The following is a 22,933-nucleotide window of genomic DNA, read 5'->3' as shown; positions in this document are numbered from 1 at the left end:
TGTTTTTAAGCGAGGCGTTTTCCCAATGAAATTGACACGATTTTTGATTTTAACGCTGTTTCTTGTTCCAATCCTATTTCATGTGAGCGTTTCCGCGCAGGATTATACCCAATGGCATTTACCCGAGGGTGCCAGAGCACGCCTCGGTAAAGGTGTAATAACAGGAAACATTGCGTATTCTCCGGATGGCAGCCTGTTTGCCGTTGCCAGTTCCATCGGTGTCTGGCTTTACGATGGGGAAACCCATCAAGAGATTGACTTGCTCATCGGACATACAGAACCGGTTTTGGTCGTTGCATTTTCTCCTGATGGCGAAACGCTTGCGAGTGGAAGTTCGGATAACACAATCCTGTTATGGAACCCGCATACAGGCGAACAGAAATTGACGCTTGAAGATCACAGGAACGATGTTCTTTCCATCGCGTTTTCGCCACAGATTAACTTACTGGCAAGTGGCAGTTTGGACAAAACAGTTCGATTGTGGGATACGGATACCGGTGAACGTATAACAACCGTCAGAGGACATAGCGGGGCGGTCACTTCCGTCGCCTTTAGTCTGGATGGGATAACATTTGCGAGCGGTGGTGGACACAGAGACAACAAGATTCGGTTATGGAGTCGTACGGAAGATGGTTTCCAGTCTACTACCCTCACTGGACACACACAAGGGGTTGCGTCCGTTGCGTTCAGTCCGGATGGGCGCACCCTTGCGAGTGGAAGTGCGGATAACACAATTCGGTTGTGGGATACACAAACTTTTAAACGCAAGGCGACTATCACCGAACATACGGATTCGGTCACTTCCGTTGCGTTCAGTCCGGATGGGCAGATGCTTGCGAGTGGGAGCGAAGATAAAACGATTCGATTGTGGGATGCATATACTTTTGGACACAGGGCAACCCGTATAAAACATACGGATTCGGTTACGTCTGTTACATTCCGTTCAGATTGGCGGACGCTTGCCAGTTCGGGTAATGACCAAGTAATTCAATTTTGGGATTATACCACCTTCCAACATGAATCTACCCTCACCGGACATACTTTTCCAGTTAATGATATTGCGTTCGCTCCTAATGGGAGGATTTTTGCAAGTGTAGACGATGGCAAGGCGATTCGTTTGTGGGATGCGAACACAGGGTACCTCCAGGACACGCTCATTGGACACGAAGGGCGCGTCTTTTCCGTTGCGTTCAGTCCAGATGGTGAAACCCTTGCCAGTGCCGGAGCGAAACCGGATACTGCAATTCGATTATGGGATGTACACGCTCGCCAACCTAAGGAGCCTATCGCAAGCCATAGGTTTGGTGTGGAGTCCATCGGGTTCAGCCGAGACGGTCAAACGCTTGCGAGTGGAAGTTGGGACAGCACAGTTCGATTGTGGGATGCAGATACAAGTGGGCACAAAGCGACTTTCAGAACCGGTGCCAATGTCTATTCTGTAACGTTCAGCCCAAATAGTCACACGCTTGCCAGTGGCGGTCAGGACAACACAATTCATTTGTGGGATGTAGAAAGCAGAGAACGCCAAGCAACTTTGAGGGGGCATTCACGTCCTATTGATTCTGTTGCGTTTAGTCCGGATGGTGTCACACTTGCCAGTGGTAGTCGAGATAACACAGTTCGATTGTGGAATATACAAACGGAGCAATCCTACGCAACCCTCATCGGGCATAAATTTCGTGTCAAGTCGGTTGTGTTCTTTCCAGATGGTAAAAGGCTTGCGAGCGGAAGTTGGGACAATACGATTCGGTTGTGGGATACACAGACTGGAGAACTCCAAGCAACACTCACGGGACATGTGTTGGGTGTTAATGCACTCGCGCTCTCTCGGGATGGTGGGACGCTTGCCAGTGGAAGTGCTGACGGCACGATTCTCTTGTGGGAATTCACACCTATTGTGCTACGAGTCGTAGAGGATGTGAATGGCGATGGCGTGGTGAATATCCAAGATTTAGTGCTGGTCGCATCGAATTTCGGACAGACTGGCGCGAATCCAGCAGATGTGAATAGCGATGGCGTGGTGAACATCCAAGATTTAGTGCTGGTCGCATCGAATTTCGGGCAGAATTAATAGGTGTCAATAGAGATCTTTATCTCAAAAAATTTGGAGAACGTTTATTGTGTCAACAATATCACGCGTTCGCGTTGCTTTCTATGGATGTGGGAATTTCGCGAACCGAACCCGGATTCCGAACCTATTGGAAACAAAGTCGGTTGACATCGTCGCGGCGTGCGATAGCAACTTACAGACAGCGCAGGAAACGGCGACACATTTCAAGATTCCGAGCGTCTATCAAGATGCACACGAAATGCTTGACACCGAAAAAATTGACGTGCTATACTCTATCGTGCCGGCGTATGTACGAACTGATGTTGAAGCAACCGCTGCACAGAAAGGTATCCATATCTTCAGTGAAAAGCCGCAAGCACTCACGATGCAGGTAGCACACCGAATCAACACTGCCATTCAGCAAGCAGGCGTTATCAGCACCGTTGGGTTTCGCGAACGGTATCGTCCAATTTTTCAAGAAGCGCGCCAGTATTTGACGGATAAGTCCATCGTGCACGCCCGATTCCAGAGTTTTGGAGGTTTACCACCCTCAGCGAGGGGTGGACCCAAAACGTGGTGGGAAGAGATGGATAAATCTGGCGGTCGCGCCCTTGATTGGGGGGTTCACGCAACAGATTACACCCGCTTCATGACAGGTTTGAACGTTGCCAAGGTCCAGGCGTTTTACTATGAACGTCCAGCTTATGCCAATCCGCTTTCTACCAGTTTCAATTACTGCTTTGAGAACGGCGCTACGATGACACTCAGTTTTGTCTCAACGGGTTCAAGCCCGAAGGATGAACCTTGGTTTGTCATTTTCTATGAAGGCGGATGCCTTGAGATTTATGGGTACGATAGGATTGTGGTGAATGGCGAGGTGTTTTATCAGGCGGAGGAATTCGATCCGTGGTTGGAACAGGATAAAACCTTTATTCGTGCTGTTCAATCCGGGGATGTGAGCCTTTTACAAAGCGATTATCACGATGGTCTCTTCTCTTTAGCCCCTACCTTGGCAGGTTGGGAGTCCTCTCGCCGTGGCGGAGAGTGCATTGATCTCCTGTCGTTCATGGACGATGTATAATTGAAATTATAGTCAATGCTATAAGCAATATTAAGAAACAAATTTTAGGTTTTCAGGAGGGTTGGAAAGCAGGAAGACTGCGAGAAACACTGTGGTGCTATCTTCATAAGGGAAACACCCAAGCAAAACACTTCCAACCGTCCAACCCAATAAGGAGAGAAAATATGGATGCAAGATTGAAAAAAATTCAGATTACACCAATGAAATTCGATAAACAGGGCGAAATACAGCGGGAAGAGTTCGCGACGCTTACCATTGAGGTACCGATGGATAGCACAGGACAACGTGCCGCAATTATGAATCTGTGCGAGCTCCTTGACCAGGAGTGGATTATTGTAGAAGTTGAAGGCAAAACGGTTGTGGCTGTCAACACCGCCTAATTTAATAGTTATAAGTTGTTGGTTGTAAGTTGTTGGTTAAGAGGGGTACGTAACGCAATCAAAAACCTCTTAACTTATAACCTCTTAACTTATAACTTATAACCTTAAAAAAATATGAAAAAAAAATGGCTTTTTACACCCGGTCCCACGCCAATTCCGCCTGAAGCGGCATTGGCGATGGCACAACCGATTGATTATCACCGCAGCGAAGATACTGTAGCACTCATTAAAGACGTTCTTGAAAAACTCAAACACGTCTTCCAAACCGAGAACGATGTCCTCTTCTTAACATCATCTGGAACTGGTGGTATGGAAGGCGCGGTTGCGAATCTACTGTCTCGTGGGGACAAGGTCGTTGTGATCCGAAGCGGTAAATTTGGGGAACGGTGGAGCGAAATCTGCACCGCCTTCGGCGTTGAAGTTATACCGATTGACGTAACATACGGAAATTCTGTTGACCCACAAGCAGTGGAAGGGCTTTTGACTGAGCATCCTGATATAAAAGCGGTTTACGCAACGCTCTGTGAGACTTCGACGGGGGCTTTACACGACATTGAAGCATTGGCAGGTCTGACACGGGTTCGTCCGACGCTCCTTGTGGTTGATGCCGTTAGTGCCCTCGGCGCGGATGACTTACAGATGGACAATTGGGGTGTGGATGTTGTCGTGTCCTGCTCTCAGAAAGGGTTGATGACACCGCCGGGCTTGGCGTTCGCTGCACTCAATCAGCGCGCATGGGACGCAATCGAACGTTCGGACCTCCCGAAATACTACTTAGATTACCGAAAGGCTTATGAGAGCGGATTAGAAGGATCTGTTCCCTACACACCTGCAGTAACACTGCTGACAGCACTTCAATGTGCCTTGAATCGTATCTGTGCAGAGGGTATTCGCAATACAATTGCGCGTCATAGTCGTCTGGCAACTGCAACCCGAAGCGCAGTTAAGGCATTAGGACTCCCCCTCTTTGCGGTATCACCGGCGAATACCTTAACCTCAATCCGTCTCCCGACAGAGATTGATGGGAAGGCATTTGTTAATCTGATGCGCGACGCTTATGGCATTACTTATGCCGGTGGTCAAAGCCAGTTAAGTGGAAAGATCGTCCGGATTGCGCATCTCGGTTGGATGAATGAGAATGACGTTATTGTCGCTATTTCTGCGTTTGAGCGAGGCTTAGTAGAGATTGGTTACGACATCCGCCTTGGTGCGGGTGTCACAGCTGCCCAGGAAGTTTTCGTTTCGTAGGGGTTGGGTTACCCAACCCCTACGACTACATAAGCTCCTGCCTCTGTAGGATTGGAGCGCGAAAAAAATGACTGAAACAACACTTTTTGATGCCTCTTATGAACACCGAAAAAAGCCGTTGCTAACCCAAACACTGAGACGGCTCGGTCCTATCTATAGCAAATCGGAATTGAACGCTTTGCGTATCGACGCCATGAGTCGAGAAGGTTTGGCACAGCGCTCTGGACGTGGGTTCGTCAATCGAGATATTCTTGAAACTGTGCTCGGCAATTTGTTGGAATGTGTTGCACCGGGGTCCCATAATGCGCCGCATCTTGAGCACCAGAAACGCGAACTCTCAGAGGCGATCGAAGAGGTTGCAGATCAGTTATATGCGATGGTCGCACAATCCTTTTTGGCTGTCACAGATGAAACGCATCTCGATGCCGCCCTTGAAACCGTTTTTTCACTGCTTTGGGAACTGCCGCGGCTTAAAAGTCGCGCACTCTGGAATCGCTTCGCCTCTCTCAAAGACCCTGCTGTCTGGGATGCATATCTCCTCCACAACGGTATCTCCCGTGAGAAACTCGCAGCCATTGATTTTCGCTCCCAAGTTGACACCGCAATTCAGGAACGCACCTTTGAACCGTACCAAGACTTCCTCGGCACTCTAAATCTCGTATCCGTTTTGGATTATCAACTCCAATTGGTAGGGAGTACCTACCCGGGGTGGCGTGTGCTCTTTTACCACGATGTCGCATACGCTTTGACCCGAAGTGATGCTCCTGAGGAGAGTCCAAACCTCCACAGGGTCCCAGTTCCATTGCTGCCTCGCGCTATTTCAGAGCTCGCTGGACGCTACTATCAAGCCGATTTACATCCTGAAACACAGATAGGTGATGCCAATTTCTTGGAACACCCGCATCGGGGTGTAACAACTGGGCAGACAGGTATCATCGGCTCTGGGTGTGTTATCTATCCTTGTACCCTTGGTGGCTTGAGTGTTAAAGTTAAGCAGCGTCACCCTGTCATCGGGGACTTTGTTGAGATCGGTACAGACACGAGTCTTCTTGGCCCTGTTCAGATTGCTGAGCACTCTACTGTTGGTACGAACACGGAGATATATGGGTTTGTTGAAACGGGGCCCCGGTGTCGAATCGGTTCTTCTGTTGTGATCGGAACTATCCGCGGTGCCTCCGAGGCACCCGGTAAAATCTACATCGGAGAAGGGGTCCGTATCGGTGATGGTACTGTTATTGAAAACACTTCAGAGATGGATTTAATCATCCCGGACCGCTCACAGATTCCGGCGCGGAGCCACGTCGCTAACGATGGGTTTGGATTCCCGCGATATGTGATCTGACTTTAATGGAGAAAAGAGATGAAAAATATTATGGAGATGGATCCCATTGAAGCTCTTGAGTTACTAAATATCCTTGTGAACGATCAGATTTTCGCGGCGCGCGAGCGGCTCATAGTGTTGCTCAACGAACCCTCTTCCGCTGAGAACAGACAGAAACTTGAGACGGAGTTCCGTGAATTCTATTGTGGTTATGAAAGTCTCGCATTCTTTCTTGAAACGTACGAAGAGGACCCATTGGAGGGACTGCCGCTGCACACATCACTATCGAAAAAATTAAAGCGGCACCGTGAATACATCCTCGCCAATCGGCAGACGACCCTCGAAGAGCGGATGTCCAGACGCGCTGGTGCTTACATGAACAGCGATCCGATGCCGGAAAAGAAAATCTCGGAGCTGCCATCAGACGAATATAGAAAACTGTTACGCATGCTCGTGAGTTTGGAACTTTTCTCGGTGCGCGAAGGTTTCCTCGCGTTGCTGGAGCAGAATGCCCCTCTTACCGAATTAGATGTCGCGTTTCGAGAGTTTTTCGTCGCCTACGAACTCTTGGAACTTGCATTGGAAGAGTATCATTATGATCCTGATGAGGGATTGGAAATGCGTCCTGAGTTCCTTGAAGAGTTAGATCAACGTATAGCTGATTACGAAGCCGGAAAGGCGAAACTAATTCCGGCGGATGAAGTGTTCAAGAAATTAGGGATAGATTAATAGTGTATACGTTAGTGTTAGACTCACGCGCGCAATCGGATTTACGGCGTTTGGATACTACAATAGCCCGGGGGATACGCAGTAAATTGAATTGGCTTTGTGAGAACTGCGATGAACATCGGCACAAGGCACTGAAGGGTAAACACAAAGGGAAGTTTACTTTGAAAATGAACGACTACCGCGTCCTTTATTCTTTTGATAAACGTGTTAGAGAAATTACCATTCATCAAGTTGGACACCGGAGCAAGGTCTATTAAGTATAACCATTCCCGCCCGTCGTCAGAAAAGTATGAGGAAGTATGAAAAAGATAGAACGCGCTTTGATCAGCGTCTACGACAAAACCAATCTTTTGGAAATAGCAACTGCACTTGCCCAACGTGGTGTAGAAATTCTCTCCACCGGTGGGACTGCCCGACACCTCCGAGACGCAGGGATCGACATCCTTGATGTTTCCGATTATACCGGCTTTCCTGAAATGTTGGATGGTAGAGTCAAAACGCTTCATCCCAAGATTCATGGAGGACTCCTCGCTGAACGGGATAATGCGGAACACAGTGCCCAAACGGAAGCACACGGCATCACCCCGATTGATATGGTAATATGCAATCTATATCCGTTTGAGGCAACCGTCGCTAAACCGGACGTGACACTCCCCGAAGCGATTGAAAACATTGACATCGGTGGTCCAACGATGATTCGTGCTGCAGCGAAAAATTATCGACATGTCGCCGTCCTCACAGCTGCGAGTCAATATCCACAAGTTATCGCTGACCTTGATGCGAATGACGGTTGCCTTTCCGAGGAGAGACGATTTGAATTGGCAAAAACAGCGTTTGCGCACACCGCACAGTATGACACCGCAATTGCCGCCTATCTCATCAATAATGATTCCCCCCTGATAAGGGGGATTAGGGGGGTTGATAGATCAGAGGACTCCGAACCGGACGAATTCACCAATGACCTAACGCTCCGGTTCAAGAAGGAACGCACACTCCGCTACGGTGAAAATCCGCATCAGCGCGCCGCTTTCTATAAAACTGAAACCACCCCTGGCGCATCCGCAGCGTGGGCGAAACAATTGAGTGGACAACCTCTCTCCTTCAATAACCTTCTTGATTTAGAAGCCGCCTTAGAGATCGTCAAAGACTTTGAGAACCCCACGTGTGCCATCATAAAGCATAACAACCCGTGTGGACTCGCGACAGCTGGCACCCTACAAGATGCCTTCACAAACGCATTGGAATGTGACCGGACCTCTGCTTTCGGTTCGATTGTGGGTTTAAATCGTAAGGTGACAATCCAGACCGCGAACATAATCCGCGAAGCCGCGAACGCAGGCGTGAAGATTGATGCAATTATCGCACCGAGTTATACCGAAAAGGCACTGCGTGCTTTGTCTCGTGTCAAGCGCAGACCTATTCTTGAAGCTGGATCGCTTTCGGGGGCGGAACCTGTCTTGCAGGTTCGTAATGTTACCGGCGGGGTGCTGGTTCAAGACTCGGATGTTCACGACTTGCGTGCTGATGATTTAGAGGTAGCGACCTCCCGCGCACCAACGGAAGCGGATATAGAATCCCTACTTTTCGCGTGGAGGGCGTGTAAACACGTCAAGTCTAACTGCATTCTGTTAGCACAAGGTACACAAAGTGTCGGTATCGGGGCAGGACAGATGAGCCGAGTGGATGCTGCTATTATCGCTATTCGGAAAGCGGGCGGGAGAGCGAAAGGTGCTGTGTTAGCCTCGGATGCCTATTTCCCATTTCCGGATGGCGTTGAGATTGCGGGTGAGGCGGGCATCACGGCGATTATTCAGCCGGGCGGTTCCGTCAACGACGCACCTGTGATTGAAACCGCGGACGCTTACGGTATTGCAATGGTGCTGACAGGTGTCCGACATTTCCGGCATTAGTAACGCTGATGCAATCGGAATAGGTGGAAAAGGAAACTATCGGAATTTCAAAGATGACTGAAAGCGCGCAGTACGTCAAGATCGTTGAGTGGTCGGATGAAGATCAATATTTTATCGGATATTGTCCCGGAATTATCGGTCCATGCGCCCATGGTCCTGATGAAGTCGAAGTATATCGGCAGTTATGTGATATCGTTGACGAGTGGATAGAAATTTTGCATCGCGACAATGAAGCACTTTCACCGCCAACTATCGGGAAGAATATTGAGGAATTTTTGAACGGTGCGGGTAATAACTAAGGAGGAACAGGTGAAAACGTATACATTTGAGGTTGTCATAGAAGAGGACGAGTGGCTTGATGAGCGAATTAAGGACCCTGTTTGGCGGGCATATATTCCCACACTGGTGCATCAAGGTGCTTCAAGTTGGGGATATACGCAAAAAGAGGCTTTAAAGAATTTGAAAGACGCTGTTGATTTACTTATTGAATCGCTTTTAGAACATGGCGAGGAGCATCTTTTAGAGTCAATAGTCCAGCATGAAAAAGAAATTACTTCTAAATCCTGCTCACACATTCGGGTCAGCGATGTGCCTTTAATTGCTGTAACAATCTAATATGGCGATCAATTACAGTCGTTTACGCTCACTCAGAGCACGAAAATTGATACGTGCTTTGAAAAAAGACGGGTTTTATGAAGAAAGAAGCAAAGGAGGTCTCCGTCTATTTAAACATCCGGATGGGCGAAGAATAACCATCCATCTCCACAATATGGGTCAAACTTTTGCCGTTGGTACGCTCAAAGCTATCATTGAGGAGCAAGCAGAGTGGACGGAGACGGACCTTGAACGTCTTGGGCTGCTTTAACCTATTCTACGCTAACTGAATAATAAGTCATCATAGGAAATTGAAAATTGCCTACAACACTAACACTCCCACCGACGATAATTACAGGCGCAGGCGCGTCTGAAAACGTCGGCGAACAGGCGAAGCAACTCGGTGCAACAAATGCACTCATCGTAACCGATCCGGGAATCGCTAAAATCGGATACGCCGATAAGATTGCGCAAAATTTACAAAGTACTGGAATCAGTAGCACTTGCTTCTCCGATGTAACACCCGATCCAACTTTACAGAACGTGCAAGACGGCTTGAAGCAATACAGTGATGAAGCCTGTGATGTCATTGTTAGCATCGGTGGTGGCAGCGCAATTGACTGCGGAAAAGGCATCGCCATGAAATTGACGAACGATGGGGATTTCGCTGATTACATGGGTGTGGATAAAATACCGAATCCGGGTGCACCCTTGATTGCGATCCCAACGACAGGCGGGACAGGCAGCGAGGTCTCCAAGGTTACTGTCATTACCGATACTGAACGAAATGTCAAGATGATGCTCAGTAGTGCTTGTCTGCTGGCGCATGTCGCACTCGTGGACCCATTGTTGTCCCTCACAACACCGCCACATTTAACTGCAGCGGTCGGTGTTGATGCGTTGACGCACGCCATAGAGGCGTACATCTCCAAGCGCGCCCAACCGATAACCGACGCGCTCGCGTTGAAGGCAATTGAGATGATTTCGGGTTCACTTCGGCAGGCATGGGCGGATGGCGAAAACATCCCTGCCCGCACGGATATGATGATCGGTGCGTCCATCGCAGGTATGGCGTTCAGCAATTCGTCTGTCGCTTTAGTCCACGGGATGTCCCGTCCAATCGGTGCCTATTTCCACATTCACCATGGACTCTCGAACTCGGTGCTGTTACGCGATGTGATGGAATTTAGCGTTGTCGGTGCGCCCGCGCGTTTCGCTGATATTGCATGGGCGATGGGTGAACCGATTGATGGATTGTCCGCAATGGCGCAAGCGGACGCAGCGATTGCCGCTGTGGAACGACTCGTCACCGATATTCAGATGCCGCGGCTCGGCGAAATCGGTATTGATATGGAAAAATTTGAAGAGGTTATCGAACAGATGGCAGCGGATGCTATTGCGAGCGGAAGTCCGGCGAATAACCCGCGGCAGGCTACGGTTGAAGATATAGTTGCCCTCTACCGTCAGTGTTTTTAATTACAAAGGAATAAATTGTGAACGGACTCAAGATTGTTGTACCCGGTGATTTACCACCGCAAATTCAAGGCTCACCGCATCTGGAACGCCTGAAACCTTATGGCGATGTTGTTCTCTACACTGACCGACCCGAAACTCCTGAAGAGAAAATTCTCCGTGCCGAAGATGCGGATATCCTCATCAATTCACGCGGAATCGTCAAATGGCCCGCGGAAATCTTACGTCAACTTCCAAAACTTAAGTTAATCTCGCTCTGCTCTATCGGTACTGATATGATTGCCCTTGACGAGGCAAAGCAGCAGGGAATTACCGTTTGTAATCAACCCGGACGTACCGCTCCAGTTGTAGCAGAACACGGGTTTGGACTGATGTTTGCACTTGCCAAACGGGCAGCGTTCCTTACTGCGTCTATGAAGGCAGGCGGATGGCCCCGTATGGATAACGTTTACCTTCAAGGGAAAACCTTGGGGATTATTGGCACTGGGCATATCGGTGCGGAGATGGCACGCCTCGGACGCACCATCGGGATGGATGTGATCGCCTGGACGTATAACCCTTCAGAAGCACGCGCAGAGGCGTTGGGAGTTCGATTTGTTTCTCTTGATGAACTGCTCCAGACTTCCGATGTCGTCAGTTTGCATGTTAGACTAACAGAGGAGAGTCACCACCTCATCGCTGCACCTGAGCTCAGTTTGATGAAACGCGGAGCACTTTTAATCAACGTCGCACGCGGCGGTGTGATTGATACAGAGGCATTGATCTCTGCTTTGAACAGTGGGCATCTCGGTGGTGCTGCGATTGATGTCTATGACGAAGAGCCACTCCCCGCGAACCATCCGCTTTTGGAGTGCGAGCAGGTGATTCTGACACCGCATTGTGCCGACATGACACCGGAAGGTGTTGAACTCCTTAACGAAGGTGCCGTGGACAATATCATCGCCTTTCTGGAAGGGATGCCGCAAAATGTGGTTGTCTAACAGCCATCAGCAAGAATGGCTGTCGGCAGTCAGCAAAGAGGGTGCTGGATCAGAAACCACTTTTCTTTGCCGATAGCCGATAGTTGATAGTCAATAGCCATAGAAAATCAATGCATAACCACCACGCAGTCTTTTTAACCGAAAATAGGGGCGAGGTAACCTCGCCCCTAAAAAATATAGGTGTTGATACGGGTGGCACTTTCACAGACATCGTGATGCGTGTTGATGGGGACCTGTTTACGCACAAAGTCCTTTCGACTCCCCAAAACCCTGCATACGCAGTGATACAAGGCGTAGATGAAATCTTACGCCTGCACGATACCGATGCTGAAGGATTGGAGATTGTCCACGGCTCTACGGTAGCGACAAACGCGCTATTGGAGCGGAGAGGCGCGCGTATTGCCCTCGTCACGACGAAAGGTTTTGAGGACATCTTGGAGATAGGCAGACAGGCACGCCCAAATCTCTACGATTTCTTCGTGGAACGTCCAGCACCGCTCGTTCCTGCCGACAGACGTTTCGGTATATCGGAACGAACACTGCACACCGGCGAAATCCAAACCGAGATTGAACCCACTGATTTGGACGCGCTCGCGTCCAAACTCTCCGCATTGGAACTTGATGCCATCGCGATCTGTTTCCTCTTTGCTTATGTCAACCCACAAAACGAACAGATCGTTGCGAAACACCTCACACAATTTGGGATACCGATTTCGTGTTCACACGAAGTCCTACCTGAATACCGAGAATATGCGCGTTTCAGTACCACTGTTGCGAATGCGTACATCCGTCCCACTTTGGAACGGCATCTCTCTACGCTGATAGAATCAGAACAATTCCCGAAATCATTCCGTCTGATGCTTTCCAACGGTGGCAGCGTTTCTGCAAGAATTTTTCAGCGTAGTTTGCAAGCTGAAAACTTGCTATATAGAGGCGAGGCTGCTGGTATCCGCACTGTTCTCTCCGGTCCCGCTGGAGGTGTTCTTGGTGCGTATCAGATTGCCAAAACTGCCGGTTACGACCAAATCATTACATTTGATATGGGTGGCACTTCAACGGATGTGAGTCTCTGTCATGACGGCATATCACTGACGACGGAAAGCACGATTAGTGGACTTCCGATCAAGGTACCACTCATTGATATCCACACCGTCGGTGCAGGCGGTGGCTCCATCGCGACTGTGGATACCGGCGGGGCGTTACGCGTGGGACCGGAGAGTGCAGGAGCAGATCCAGGTCCAATCTGCTATGGGAATATTGGCGAAGACATCACGGTAACCGACGCGAACCTCTACTTGGGACGTATCGCGGCAACGCAGTTTTTGGGCGGTGCGATGTCCCTTGACACCGATAAGCCGCGCCTGTACATTGAAAGGTTCGCAGCGCGTCTCGGTATCCCACCACTGCAAGCTGCAGACGGTATTCTCAAAGTTGCCAATGCAGCGATGGAACGCGCGATCAAGGTTATCTCTGTAGAGCGCGGATTTGATACGCGCGATTTCACACTCGTTTCCTTTGGGGGTGCTGGTGGTTTGCATGCCGCATTTATGGCGGAGAACCTCGGCATTGGGACAATCCTGATCCCACCGAACGGCGGTTTACTCTCTGCTTATGGGATGCTTTTCGCTGATGTCGTTAAGGATTATTCACAGACGGTGCTATGGCGGTTTGAAGAGAATAGCGAGGACGGCAGCAGTCTGGTTGAAGCGTTGAATACCGGTTTTAACGCGCTCTTAGCCCGCGCAGAAGGTGAGATGGAAACGGAAGGCTTCGCCCCCCATCAACTTAAAGTCAATCGCTCTCTTGATATGCGATATGAAGGGCAATCTTATGAGTTAAATATCCCCTGTTTTACCGAGAAACACGCGCGTCCAAACGAGATAGAGGCACTTGTCGAAGAATTTCACGCTGCACATGTTCAGCGGTTTGGCTATGCTCGAACTGGTGCTCCGGTGGAAGTGGTAAACCTCAGACTCACGGCTATCGGGGAGACAGACAAACCTCTAATCCAATCCTTGCCTCTTGCAGATGCCGATGCTTCTGAGGCGTTTACCGTTCAGAACCCTGTTATATTTGAGGGTGAAGTGCTCCCAACCGGTTTCTATCGCCGCGAGGCATTGCGTCCCGGCAACCGAATTGTAGGTCCTGCGATTGTAACGGAATTTAGCGCGACGACTGTGGTCCCTCCAGATTTTTCTGCTGTTGTTGATGCGTATCAGAATCTAATTTTGACCAAAAGATAGTGATTGGTGCATCTCTTGACACTTTCCATCGGCTCTGATATACTTCCTTGGAAGTCACACGATCACGATCATGGTGATGGCATGCTTCCGACAATATCGCGAAAATTGGCAGTCAGCAGTCAGCAAAGAGGCACTCTTGCCGATAGCTGATAGCCGATAGCCTTAAAGGAAAATTAGAAATATGAAGATTACAGATGTAAAAACGATTCTGACAGCACCGAATGGCACCCGGCTCGTCGTTGTTAAAATTGAAACGAGTGAACCCGGCTTATACGGCATCGGTTGTGCGACGTTTACACAGCGTCCACTTGCCGTGGCGACAGCAGTCGATGAGTATCTCAAACCCTTTCTCATCGGGAAAGATCCGACGAACATAGAGGACATCTTCCAGACCAGTTTTGTCAGTTCCTATTGGCGAAATGGACCGGTGCTGAACAACGCTCTCAGCGGTGTGGACATCGCCTTGTGGGACATCATGGGCAAGCGTGCTAACATGCCTGTTTATCAACTGCTCGGTGGTAAATGTCGTGAGGCTGCAACGCTTTATGCGCATGCAGGGGGCGGCACTTTTGAAGAGGTAGAAGAGAGCATCCGGCGTTATACGGAACAAGGCTATCGCTATGTCCGGGCGCAGGTGGCAATACCCGGCTATTCAACTTACGGTGCAGGCGGAGGAAAGCGGAGTTCGCCTGCCTTTGAACCGACCCCTTATGTCAATACCATCATTAAACTCTTCGATCATTTGCGGACACACCTCGGCGACGAGGTGGAACTCCTCCACGATGTGCATGAACGGATCCCACCTATCCAAGCAATTAATCTTGCGAAAGGATTGGAGCCGTATAACCTCTTTTTCCTTGAAGACCCGTTTGCTCCAGAGGATGTTGACTATTTTCAACTGATGCGTCAGCAGACGAGTATCCCGATTGCAATGGGTGAATTGTTCAATAATCCGAATGAATACGTTCACCTTATCAAGGATCGGCTTATTGATTTCATCCGGGTGCATATCTCACAGATAGGTGGTATCAGTCCGGCACGTAAACTCGCTGCGTTCTGTGAATTTTTCGGCGTACGAACCGCATGGCACGGCCCAGGTGATGTTTCTCCGGTCGGGCATGCCGCCAATGTCGCATTGGATTTGGCGTGCTATAACTTCGGTATTCAGGAGCAGCACGTCTTCGGTGAGAATACCAAAGAGGTCTTTCCGGGGTGTCCTGAAATTCGAGATGGTTGTTTTTGGGTAAATGAGGCACCGGGACTCGGTATTGATTTAAACGAGGAACTCGCCGCACGATTCCCATTCCCGGAAGACCCACTCAACGGCAGTTGGGCACCCGTGCGTCGGATGGATGGAACGGTTATTCGACCTTAGCGTCAAACCCCAGTCGTTTGACCTCTGTCTGGAGCGAGATGCCGGTCTTTTCGCGTACCTGTTGTTGGATATGCGCGACTAAGTCCAACACATCTGTTGCTGTTGCATTGTCGATATTGAGAATAAAATTTCCGTGCACCGTGGAGACCTCCGCACCACCGATGCGGTAGCCTTTCAACCCGCTGATGTCGATTAAACGTCCCGCGGAATCGCCGGGTGGGTTTTTGAACATACACCCAGCGTTTTCTTCAGCGAAGGGTTGTGTTTCCACTTTCTGCTTATAGAACGCCTGCATCTGCTCCGTGATTGCGTCAGCATCTCCGGGTTCAAGTTCGAGCGTTGCACCGGTAACACAGAAATACGCGTCCAAACCGCTGTGTCGGTATTCAAACGCTGCCTCGGCGTGGGTCAAATTGACGAGTTCACCGGTGTCGTCCATAACTGTGACGTTTGTGACGACATCTCCGAAACTGCTTCCCCATGCGCCAGCGTTCATAATCAAAGCACCGCCGACGGAGCCGGGGATACCGAGCGCGAATTCCACACCGCTCAAGCCCTGTCGCGACATCGTTTTTGAAAGACGCGGCAGTGAAAGCCCCGCACCGACTGAAACAGTATTCCCATCAACTTCCGATTTCGCTAACTCACCGATTAACCGAACACTGATGCCTTTGAAGCCGGTATCGCTCACGAGTAGATTTGATCCGCGTCCAATAATCGCAATCGGAACGTCCCACTGCCGGTGAAAATGTGCCAATGCTGATAGTTCATCTATGGTACTGACTTCAATGTAGGCGGTCGCTTCACCGCCGATACCGAAATAGGTGTGTTTTGCGAGGGGTTCCTTAAACCGGAGTCGTGAGTTGGGATGTATTATGATGTCCGACAGTGCGTCTTGCCAATCCATTTTACCTTTCCTCTTTTTAACTTATTTTTCCTACATCTGGGTCTAACTGCTTCGCTTTCCGCAAATCTGCCTCTGCTTCTTGCTGCTGTCCAATCGCCTGCTTTGCAAGTCCGCGCTGGTGGTAGGCGTGCGCGAACCCCGGGTCCAGTTTAATAGCACTATCAAAGTCATCTATCGCTGCATCGTATGCGTCGAAGGCGATCAGTACAACTGCGCGAGTGCAATAGGCGTATGCATTTCTCCGATCACGCTTGAGTGCTTCCTCGCTGTCGATCATTGCTTCTTCATAGAGAATTCGGGCTTCCTCCATATTTCCGTCTGCAGATTCATGTTCGGCGATGAGATACTTCGCGTAGCCGCGGTTGTTATAGTTTTTACTGGCGAGGTTACGGTTCGGGGCGACCTTGATGGCTTGTGTATAGTCAGGGATCGCCGCGTGATAGAGTTCGACAGCTTCCGCTTCATCCCCCTGCGCCGCTTTCTCTAATCCCAAGAGGTACTTCCCGAGTGCGCGATTATAGTAGGCACCGTAAGCGTCTGCCTTACTCAGTAGAAGTTCGAGGGCTTTGTCGTAGTCTGCAATCGCCTCCGTGTACCGCTTCAGTTCCATTCGTGCTAAGGCGCGATTGTAATAGGCAGGGGTCGCATCCGGATGGAGATCAATAGCAGTACTACAGTCGACGATGCCGCCTTCAAAGTCTCCCAAGGCGTTCTTCGCGGCACCCCGATTGAAGTACGCTTCTGCAAGGTCTGGGTTGCATTTCAGGGCAGCATCCCAGTCAGCGATGGCTTCTTTGTGGTGCCCGAGGACATTTTTTAGAGTCCCACGATTGTGATAGATCGCTGCTAGATCCGGGTTGTGTTGCAGCGCATCCGTGTAGTGTTTTATCGCTGCTTTGTATTCGCCTGTGTTTTGCTTCAGGTATCCTTGAGATGCTTCAGCATAGGCACGGATGCGGGGACGTTCTCGCCACGTTTCAAAAGCCTCCTCTGTTCTCGCTTCTTCAAGCAAGGACTTGATGGCGTTTGAAGGAATCGCGTAAGCGAATTCTACAATACGCTCTTCTGTACGTCCGCCAACGGGGTTACCGCCAGCAACAGCGATCCCCATAACCTCGCCAGCCTTGTTTATCACTGGTCCGCCGCTGTTACCGGAAGACAAAGACGTTTTTAAGCGCAAATGTGCGTCTGTTTGCCGGATGCCGTGTACCGTGCCTTCCGTGACGGCACCTCTCGCGCCTTTTTCTTCTATACCGCCACCGACGCAGCGCACTGCATAAATCTGTTCACCCATCTCGACGGTATCGCTGTCGGCAAGCGGGATCGGCATGCCTTCAACGGAGACACGCAGAATGACCAGGTCCATTTTGTCATCAAACGCAACCACGCTCTCAATCGGGTACGTGTTGGGCAGACTGACAGGTTCTACAAAAACCCAAGTTGTCCCTACAACACAGTGGATATTCGTCGCTATCAGATACGGGGCGACGAAGAATCCACTCCCTGCTGCTATCTTACTCCCCTTCACGAATTTATCCGTCGAGGGTCCGGTCTGTTCTATCTGTGAAAGCATAACAGAAGCGTGCAACGCTCTTGAGGCAATCCGTTGCAGTGGCTTGTTTCTGTGCTTTTGCAGTGGTTTACGTCTCCGCTTTTTCATAATTTCTCTGAAAAGGGTCTACGATTTTGGGGTATACCCGGTGCATTTAAGGCAATATAAACTCTTGGAAATGATATTACTATTATACCTCAAAGCCAGGGTTTTGTGGAGGAAAAAGATTTGAAAAAGACTTAAAATCCGTGTCCTCCGCGTCATCCGCGATTCAGACGACGGAAACACCCAAGCAAGAAGACTCCATCATCCTGCTAATCCTATAAATCATTAAATCACAGAAATCACAGTTCAGACGATGAAGGGTTCTACCTTTCATCTTTCCAATCTTCCCTTCTTCCGATCCTGAAAATCCTTGAATCCTGTAAATCCCGCTTCAGACAATCATCAAAGCACGTGGTCGTCTTCAATAATCCCCTTCTCCTCCAAACCAGCGAGCACATTCTCAGCTACTTTTGCTTGGGTATTTCTGCGGATTTCCTTGGTTCTTGTGGCTACCCACCATCCAATCTTCCCATTTTCAATCCTGCCAATCCTAAAATCCTGTAAATCCCGCTTCAGACAAGAAAAAACGAACCTTTTCTGAACAGACCTGACTAAAGAGGCAGAACCAAATTGTGAACGTCTTCCAAAAAGCAGTGGAGGTGTTCACACAACCAAAATTTTTATAGGAGAAATAAAAATGAAGCAGAAATTTTTTGCAATCGGCGCAATCGCAGTAATCGCAATCGTAGGGGTTTTTGTCTTTGAACATGCAACATCGGCACAACGTCCTGATCGGAACGCACAAGGTGAACGTGGTAATCGTCAGGGCGGCCAGCGCAGTGGCAACAGAGGCGGGATGGGAATGATGAATCCCATGTCTATCGTTGATAATTCGTGGATTGACTTGACCTTCGCTGTAAAAGTGGACGACGAGACGCTCCTGAAAGCGCGCCCTGTCTATCAAACGGCTCGCGATAAATTTACCGCAAAAATGGAAGAAGCACGGGCATCCGGTGATATGCGGACGGCTATGGCAGAGATGCAGAGTTTTGCCGTAACTGTGGGTAAAGAATTCCAAGCGAGTCTCAAAGAGGTTTTGACGAAAGAGCAGATGACTAAACTCAACGAATTGACGAAAAAGCGTCAGGAAGAATCACAGCAACGTGCGAATCGCTGGCGTGGTGAAGGCAACCGTCGTGGCGGTGGTGGCGGTGGTCGTAATTAGTCGTCGGACAGAAGAGATCGCGAGTCTTGTTACACTCCTCCTTCCCCGTAAGGGATAGAGACCCCGGGTCGGGCATGTTTGCCTGACCCTTTTTCTTTTTAAGGGCATTGTTCAAATAATACTTTTACTATAGAAGAAACCCCTAAATCCCCTTATCAGGGGCACTTGCAATATATTTCACAGTGGTCAGTTGCCTCTACGTTCTTCAACCCAATCGAGGATCAGTTCACGGTTTTCGGTATCGCCGTGTTGCTGGAACCGATTGGCGAGTTGTCTGCCGGTTTCGATGAGAAGCGCATCCATCTCTTCGGATTTTGATTTCAGCGCGAGTTGATACTTTTCGACAGCGGCGGTCGGTTGTTTCCGATGCATCAAAGAGATAGTGAGAAGACATCGAACCTTGACGAGGGTTTCCTCTCTCATTTTATTGCCGCGCCTACGGATCAACTGCGATTCTAACGACAGCAGATTCCTGAAGGCAGGCATGTTAATTGGATCTTTCTGCAAAACGGTTTCAAAACCAACAAAGGCTTCCGCGTGTTTGCCTTCCAGGAGGTAGAGATAACCGATGGTATTATAGATTTCAATATCTCGCTTGGCTTCAGGAATCGCCTCGAATTCAGCGAGCGCGGCGGCGTATTGCCGTTGCCGCATAAGCGCATTCCCGCGTCGGATTTGTAGGTTAATCTGTTCTTCCTTAGCCTGTCGGTTTTCCGGTTCTTGTGCCAAAATATGGGACACTTCGACAGCGGCACGTTCATAGTCTCCAACACCCTGATAGGCATTCGCAAGGCTTAAACGTAGGTTCAGATCGGTCGGCGCGAGTCGAAGTGCCTCCACAAGTAGTTGGATCGCTGTTGTGTAGTCGTCCGTATCACTGAGACTTCGCGCATAGTGGTGATACGCGGCGATCAGGTTGTGCAACGCGTGATCAGCATTTGGATTGACGTTGTAAACGTGCTGAAATACCGACAGTGCGTTGGCATAGTCGCCTTTTTTGAGATATAACTCGCCAAGCAAATTACGGATGTGCATTTCGTCCGGGTGGAGTTTCTGTAGTTCGAGATACGCCTCCACGGCTTCGTCGAGTTCGCCTGCTTCGTTATGTGCGTTCGCCTTACGGGTGAACGCATCACTCAGGTTTGTTCGGGCGATGTGAAGCGTAGGCATCAACCGTAAAGCGTTACGATAGGCATCAATCGCCTCGTCCCATTTCTCACGATTTCGTAAGGCTACGCCGTAGTTATTATAGCATTGTGCGAGGTTTTGCTGTGTCAACGCATCAACAGGATTGAGGTCGATTGCTTTCTGGTAGTAGTTGATCGCCTTTTCAAACTGCCCAACTTGGGCATATCCATTGCCCATGAGTTGATATGTGGGTGCATCGAGCGGCTCCATCTGCAGCACCCTTTCAAAGGTGGCGGTAGCGGTTTCAAAGTCTTTTGATGCTAACGCTCTAAATCCTTTTGCTCGGAGGAGTTGATGTAGATTTCGTCGTGCGGCTTTGTGGTAGGGGGCGATGTGGAGCGCTTTTTCAAACGCCTGTATTGCCTTTTCAACATCTTTTTTATCGTAATAGAAGATGCCGAGTGTGTTGTAATCTGCTGGAGACGGTTTTAGGGTTATCCGTTTCTCAAGGAGAGCGATCGCCTCGTGGGTTTCCCCTGTTTCGTGATAGGCTTGGATCAGTTTTTCTATTGCGGATTGAAACTTGGGGTCCAGTTGTCTACAGGTCTGGAAGCTTGCGATTGCTGACGCTGTATCCCCTTTATCGAAGTAGACGGTTCCGAGGAGGTAGTGTGAACGGAGATGTTTTTTAACGTCTGCGTGGGGTTTCTCTTCAATCTCGGTTTTCAACATTTTTATTGCGATGTCGTGTTGTGGTGTATCAAGCGGTGTCCTATAAAGTTTCCGTAAGGTGGTTATATCACGTGGCGATGGGTATTGTGCTGTTGCTGTCGGATAGTTGATGTCACCTGGGTGTGGGCTATGACCCCATAACCCGATTGCGTGTCCGAATTCATGGAGACACACGGTGCGCATCTCTTCCTGTGATAGTTCACCAATAGTCGCATCGCCTTCTAACATGAGGATTACCTCGACTGTAAATTGACTGGCGGCTGTCGGTTGGCGGCTGTCGGTGTTTGGTTGGAGGGTTGCCTGGTTAGAAGTTACGGAGGCACCCACCCTTCCATTCTTCCCTTCAGCCATGCGAGAGTCTTCTATCCCGTGTTGATTGCTGACTGCTGAATGCTGCTGGCTATTCTGGAGGCGCGTGAGTTCCGCACTGCCGAGTCTGGTGTCCTGAAAATCGGTGAGGAGACCGGTGTAGCCCCAACTCACACGAATGTCTGCGTTCTGAGGAGTCTCAGTTTCTTCAAAACGAACATCGCCATCACTGGAGGTCTGCCATGTTTGCATAGCGTATCGGATTTCTGGTAGATATGGGCTCTCCCTTAAAACAGGCGAGATGTACACCCGGATCGGCATCTCTGTGAAACGGGTGATTCTTCCCTGAGAGAAGAGTGTGATGTAGTCGAAATAGTCCGCATGAGGGGACGGACGAGATTCTTGTGCTATCGTGTTATTAAAAAGTATAGAAACGAGAACTAGTAGAGTAATAGCAAAACAAATTTGTAAAGTTCTGGTTTTCACAAAGAGATTCCTTACTGTTAAGCCGTATAGGAGGCAATAGGACGAGCATTTTTAATCAAAAACTCGCCCTACAGATGCGCCACTTTTCATTTCTCCATTGTCACCACGACAACTTGCGCTTCGTTATGTTGATCTTTGCGCTTCATACCTCGTGTATCCTCCGTCTCATCCTCTCCTCGGAAGGTCCGAGCAGCTGATTCGGGGTCTTGATTTGCCAAGTAGAGGTACCCATTCTCCTCATAGGTCTGAATGGGAGGGAACTTCTCTGTCCGCGCCGCAACAACCAAAATTTCCGCGCCAAACGGTGGCGCACACACAAACTCACCAATCTCTACATCGCTGTTGACCTGTGACAAATCGACATAGTAGTTATCTTGGAGAAGTGTGTATTTCCTATCAGAAAGAATATAGAGCAACCGGAGATACGCAGGTTGATTCACACGTCCAAAGACCTTCATCGTTTCACCTCTAATGTAATATACGGGATCTCGCCCTTTGTCTGTCCATACATCAACCTCTAAGCCACCAACGGGAGAAGGTTGTGGCATAAGGCGTTTGGTTATCTTTGGCTCGCTTGAACTTGAATTGGGGAGAATAATATGTTTAGGCTCGAAAGCTTTCTTATCCTCGTGGAATCGCTCATAATTGGGAGGTGGGCAGACAACTGGCTCGCGGAGTTGTGAATTTAAAAAACTCACCACACTGCTTGCTAGGAATTCACCAGTGTGCAAATCACGCAGTGTTTTCCGAATTATAATTTCGTCCCCGTTTTCCCAACAGGAACCAGAGAGTCGATACCACTTTCCTTGATGTGTTCTATTGTCATTAAAGTTTATCCTCTGGAAACCACGTTTGCGATGAACAAAATGCCAGTTAAGTTGCTCCCGTATTACGTCACTAAAATCTCGGGAAAATTGACAAATCAGCCCATCGTGTCTGTAGGTAAGTGGTTCAAGCTGGACTTTGCCACCAAGTGTGCCAATCTTCTGGGTCTTGAATTGGGATTTGGTAGCACTGACAACATCATCAAGAGTGACAATAACTTCCGGACTAAGTTCTTTAACACGCTTAATTACCTGTCTATGCGACTTCATCAGTGCGGCACCACCACTAGTAGTCTGTCACATTTATATTGCTGGATATAATTTGTTGAGTTTGATGCGTG

19 protein-coding genes are annotated in these 22,933 nt (G+C 49.3%); 15 read left to right on the top strand and 4 right to left on the bottom strand.

The window, feature by feature from the left end; translation table 11 throughout:
* The first annotated feature begins 25 nt into the window (after positions 1 to 25).
* From OXH39_11620 to OXH39_11555, 14 genes are all read left to right on the top strand, one after another.
* Positions 26 to 2,071 (top strand): dockerin type I domain-containing protein, encoded by a 2,046-nt coding sequence (locus OXH39_11620; protein MCY3551098.1) that lies wholly within the window; start codon positions 26 to 28, stop codon positions 2,069 to 2,071.
* Between the two features lie 49 nt (positions 2,072 to 2,120).
* On the top strand, positions 2,121 to 3,131 hold the full coding sequence (locus OXH39_11615; protein ID MCY3551097.1) for a Gfo/Idh/MocA family oxidoreductase: 1,011 nt from the start codon (positions 2,121 to 2,123) through the stop codon (positions 3,129 to 3,131).
* Between the two features lie 164 nt (positions 3,132 to 3,295).
* Positions 3,296 to 3,511: a hypothetical protein gene (locus OXH39_11610; protein ID MCY3551096.1), complete on the top strand. Its 216-nt coding sequence runs from the start codon at positions 3,296 to 3,298 to the stop codon at positions 3,509 to 3,511.
* Positions 3,512 to 3,625: 114 nt separating this feature from the next.
* Positions 3,626 to 4,759, top strand: a complete 1,134-nt coding sequence (locus tag OXH39_11605; protein MCY3551095.1) for an alanine--glyoxylate aminotransferase family protein — start codon at positions 3,626 to 3,628, stop codon at positions 4,757 to 4,759.
* Between the two features lie 67 nt (positions 4,760 to 4,826).
* Positions 4,827 to 6,101 carry a hypothetical protein gene (locus OXH39_11600; protein MCY3551094.1) on the top strand — a complete coding sequence of 425 codons (1,275 nt, stop codon included), beginning with the start codon at positions 4,827 to 4,829 and terminating at the stop codon, positions 6,099 to 6,101.
* Between the two features lie 18 nt (positions 6,102 to 6,119).
* Positions 6,120 to 6,809: an addiction module protein gene (locus OXH39_11595; GenBank protein ID MCY3551093.1), complete on the top strand. Its 690-nt coding sequence runs from the start codon at positions 6,120 to 6,122 to the stop codon at positions 6,807 to 6,809.
* 299 nt (positions 6,810 to 7,108) lie between these two features.
* Complete coding sequence (gene purH, locus OXH39_11590; GenBank protein MCY3551092.1) at positions 7,109 to 8,719, top strand: bifunctional phosphoribosylaminoimidazolecarboxamide formyltransferase/IMP cyclohydrolase; 1,611 nt, start codon at positions 7,109 to 7,111, stop codon at positions 8,717 to 8,719.
* Between the two features lie 53 nt (positions 8,720 to 8,772).
* A complete protein-coding gene (locus OXH39_11585; protein MCY3551091.1) occupies positions 8,773 to 9,018 on the top strand; it encodes a hypothetical protein in 246 nt (81 codons plus the stop codon).
* Positions 9,019 to 9,028: 10 nt separating this feature from the next.
* Positions 9,029 to 9,334, top strand: a complete 306-nt coding sequence (locus OXH39_11580; GenBank protein ID MCY3551090.1) for a type II toxin-antitoxin system HicB family antitoxin — start codon at positions 9,029 to 9,031, stop codon at positions 9,332 to 9,334.
* Between the two features lies 1 nt (position 9,335).
* Positions 9,336 to 9,584: a type II toxin-antitoxin system HicA family toxin gene (locus OXH39_11575; protein MCY3551089.1), complete on the top strand. Its 249-nt coding sequence runs from the start codon at positions 9,336 to 9,338 to the stop codon at positions 9,582 to 9,584.
* A gap of 47 nt (positions 9,585 to 9,631) precedes the next feature.
* On the top strand, positions 9,632 to 10,789 hold the full coding sequence (locus tag OXH39_11570; protein ID MCY3551088.1) for an iron-containing alcohol dehydrogenase: 1,158 nt from the start codon (positions 9,632 to 9,634) through the stop codon (positions 10,787 to 10,789).
* A gap of 17 nt (positions 10,790 to 10,806) precedes the next feature.
* Positions 10,807 to 11,766 carry a phosphoglycerate dehydrogenase gene (locus OXH39_11565; protein MCY3551087.1) on the top strand — a complete coding sequence of 320 codons (960 nt, stop codon included), beginning with the start codon at positions 10,807 to 10,809 and terminating at the stop codon, positions 11,764 to 11,766.
* Between the two features lie 110 nt (positions 11,767 to 11,876).
* Entirely contained in the window at positions 11,877 to 14,009 is a 2,133-nt protein-coding gene (locus OXH39_11560; protein MCY3551086.1) for a hydantoinase/oxoprolinase family protein, read from the top strand.
* Between the two features lie 181 nt (positions 14,010 to 14,190).
* A complete protein-coding gene (locus OXH39_11555) occupies positions 14,191 to 15,384 on the top strand; it encodes a starvation-sensing protein RspA (protein ID MCY3551085.1) in 1,194 nt (397 codons plus the stop codon).
* On the opposite strand, the gene murB is transcribed toward OXH39_11555, so the two are convergent.
* The gene (gene murB / locus OXH39_11550; protein ID MCY3551084.1) at positions 15,371 to 16,291 is read right to left on the bottom strand and encodes a UDP-N-acetylmuramate dehydrogenase; all 921 of its coding nucleotides are present in this window, start codon (positions 16,289 to 16,291) and stop codon (positions 15,371 to 15,373) included. The two genes, OXH39_11555 and murB, sit on opposite strands and share 14 nt — an antisense overlap.
* A gap of 16 nt (positions 16,292 to 16,307) precedes the next feature.
* The gene (locus OXH39_11545) at positions 16,308 to 17,951 is read right to left on the bottom strand and encodes a tetratricopeptide repeat protein (protein MCY3551083.1); all 1,644 of its coding nucleotides are present in this window, start codon (positions 17,949 to 17,951) and stop codon (positions 16,308 to 16,310) included.
* A 634-nt stretch (positions 17,952 to 18,585) separates the two neighbouring features.
* On the opposite strand from OXH39_11545, the gene OXH39_11540 reads away from it, so the two are divergent.
* A complete protein-coding gene (locus tag OXH39_11540; GenBank protein ID MCY3551082.1) occupies positions 18,586 to 19,113 on the top strand; it encodes a hypothetical protein in 528 nt (175 codons plus the stop codon).
* Between the two features lie 186 nt (positions 19,114 to 19,299).
* Here the strand turns inward: OXH39_11540 and OXH39_11535 are convergent, their stop codons facing one another.
* Both OXH39_11535 and OXH39_11530 read right to left on the bottom strand, forming a co-directional pair.
* Positions 19,300 to 21,768 carry a tetratricopeptide repeat protein gene (locus tag OXH39_11535; protein MCY3551081.1) on the bottom strand — a complete coding sequence of 823 codons (2,469 nt, stop codon included), beginning with the start codon at positions 21,766 to 21,768 and terminating at the stop codon, positions 19,300 to 19,302.
* A gap of 86 nt (positions 21,769 to 21,854) precedes the next feature.
* A complete protein-coding gene (locus OXH39_11530; protein ID MCY3551080.1) occupies positions 21,855 to 22,862 on the bottom strand; it encodes a hypothetical protein in 1,008 nt (335 codons plus the stop codon).
* Between the last annotated feature and the right edge of the window lie 71 nt (positions 22,863 to 22,933).

This window comes from Candidatus Poribacteria bacterium, assembly GCA_026702755.1.
In the GTDB taxonomy this organism is placed as follows: domain Bacteria; phylum Poribacteria; class WGA-4E; order WGA-4E; family WGA-3G; genus WGA-3G.
The sequence above is the reverse complement of the archived record's forward strand: the minus strand, read 5'-3'. Positions and strand labels throughout refer to the sequence as shown.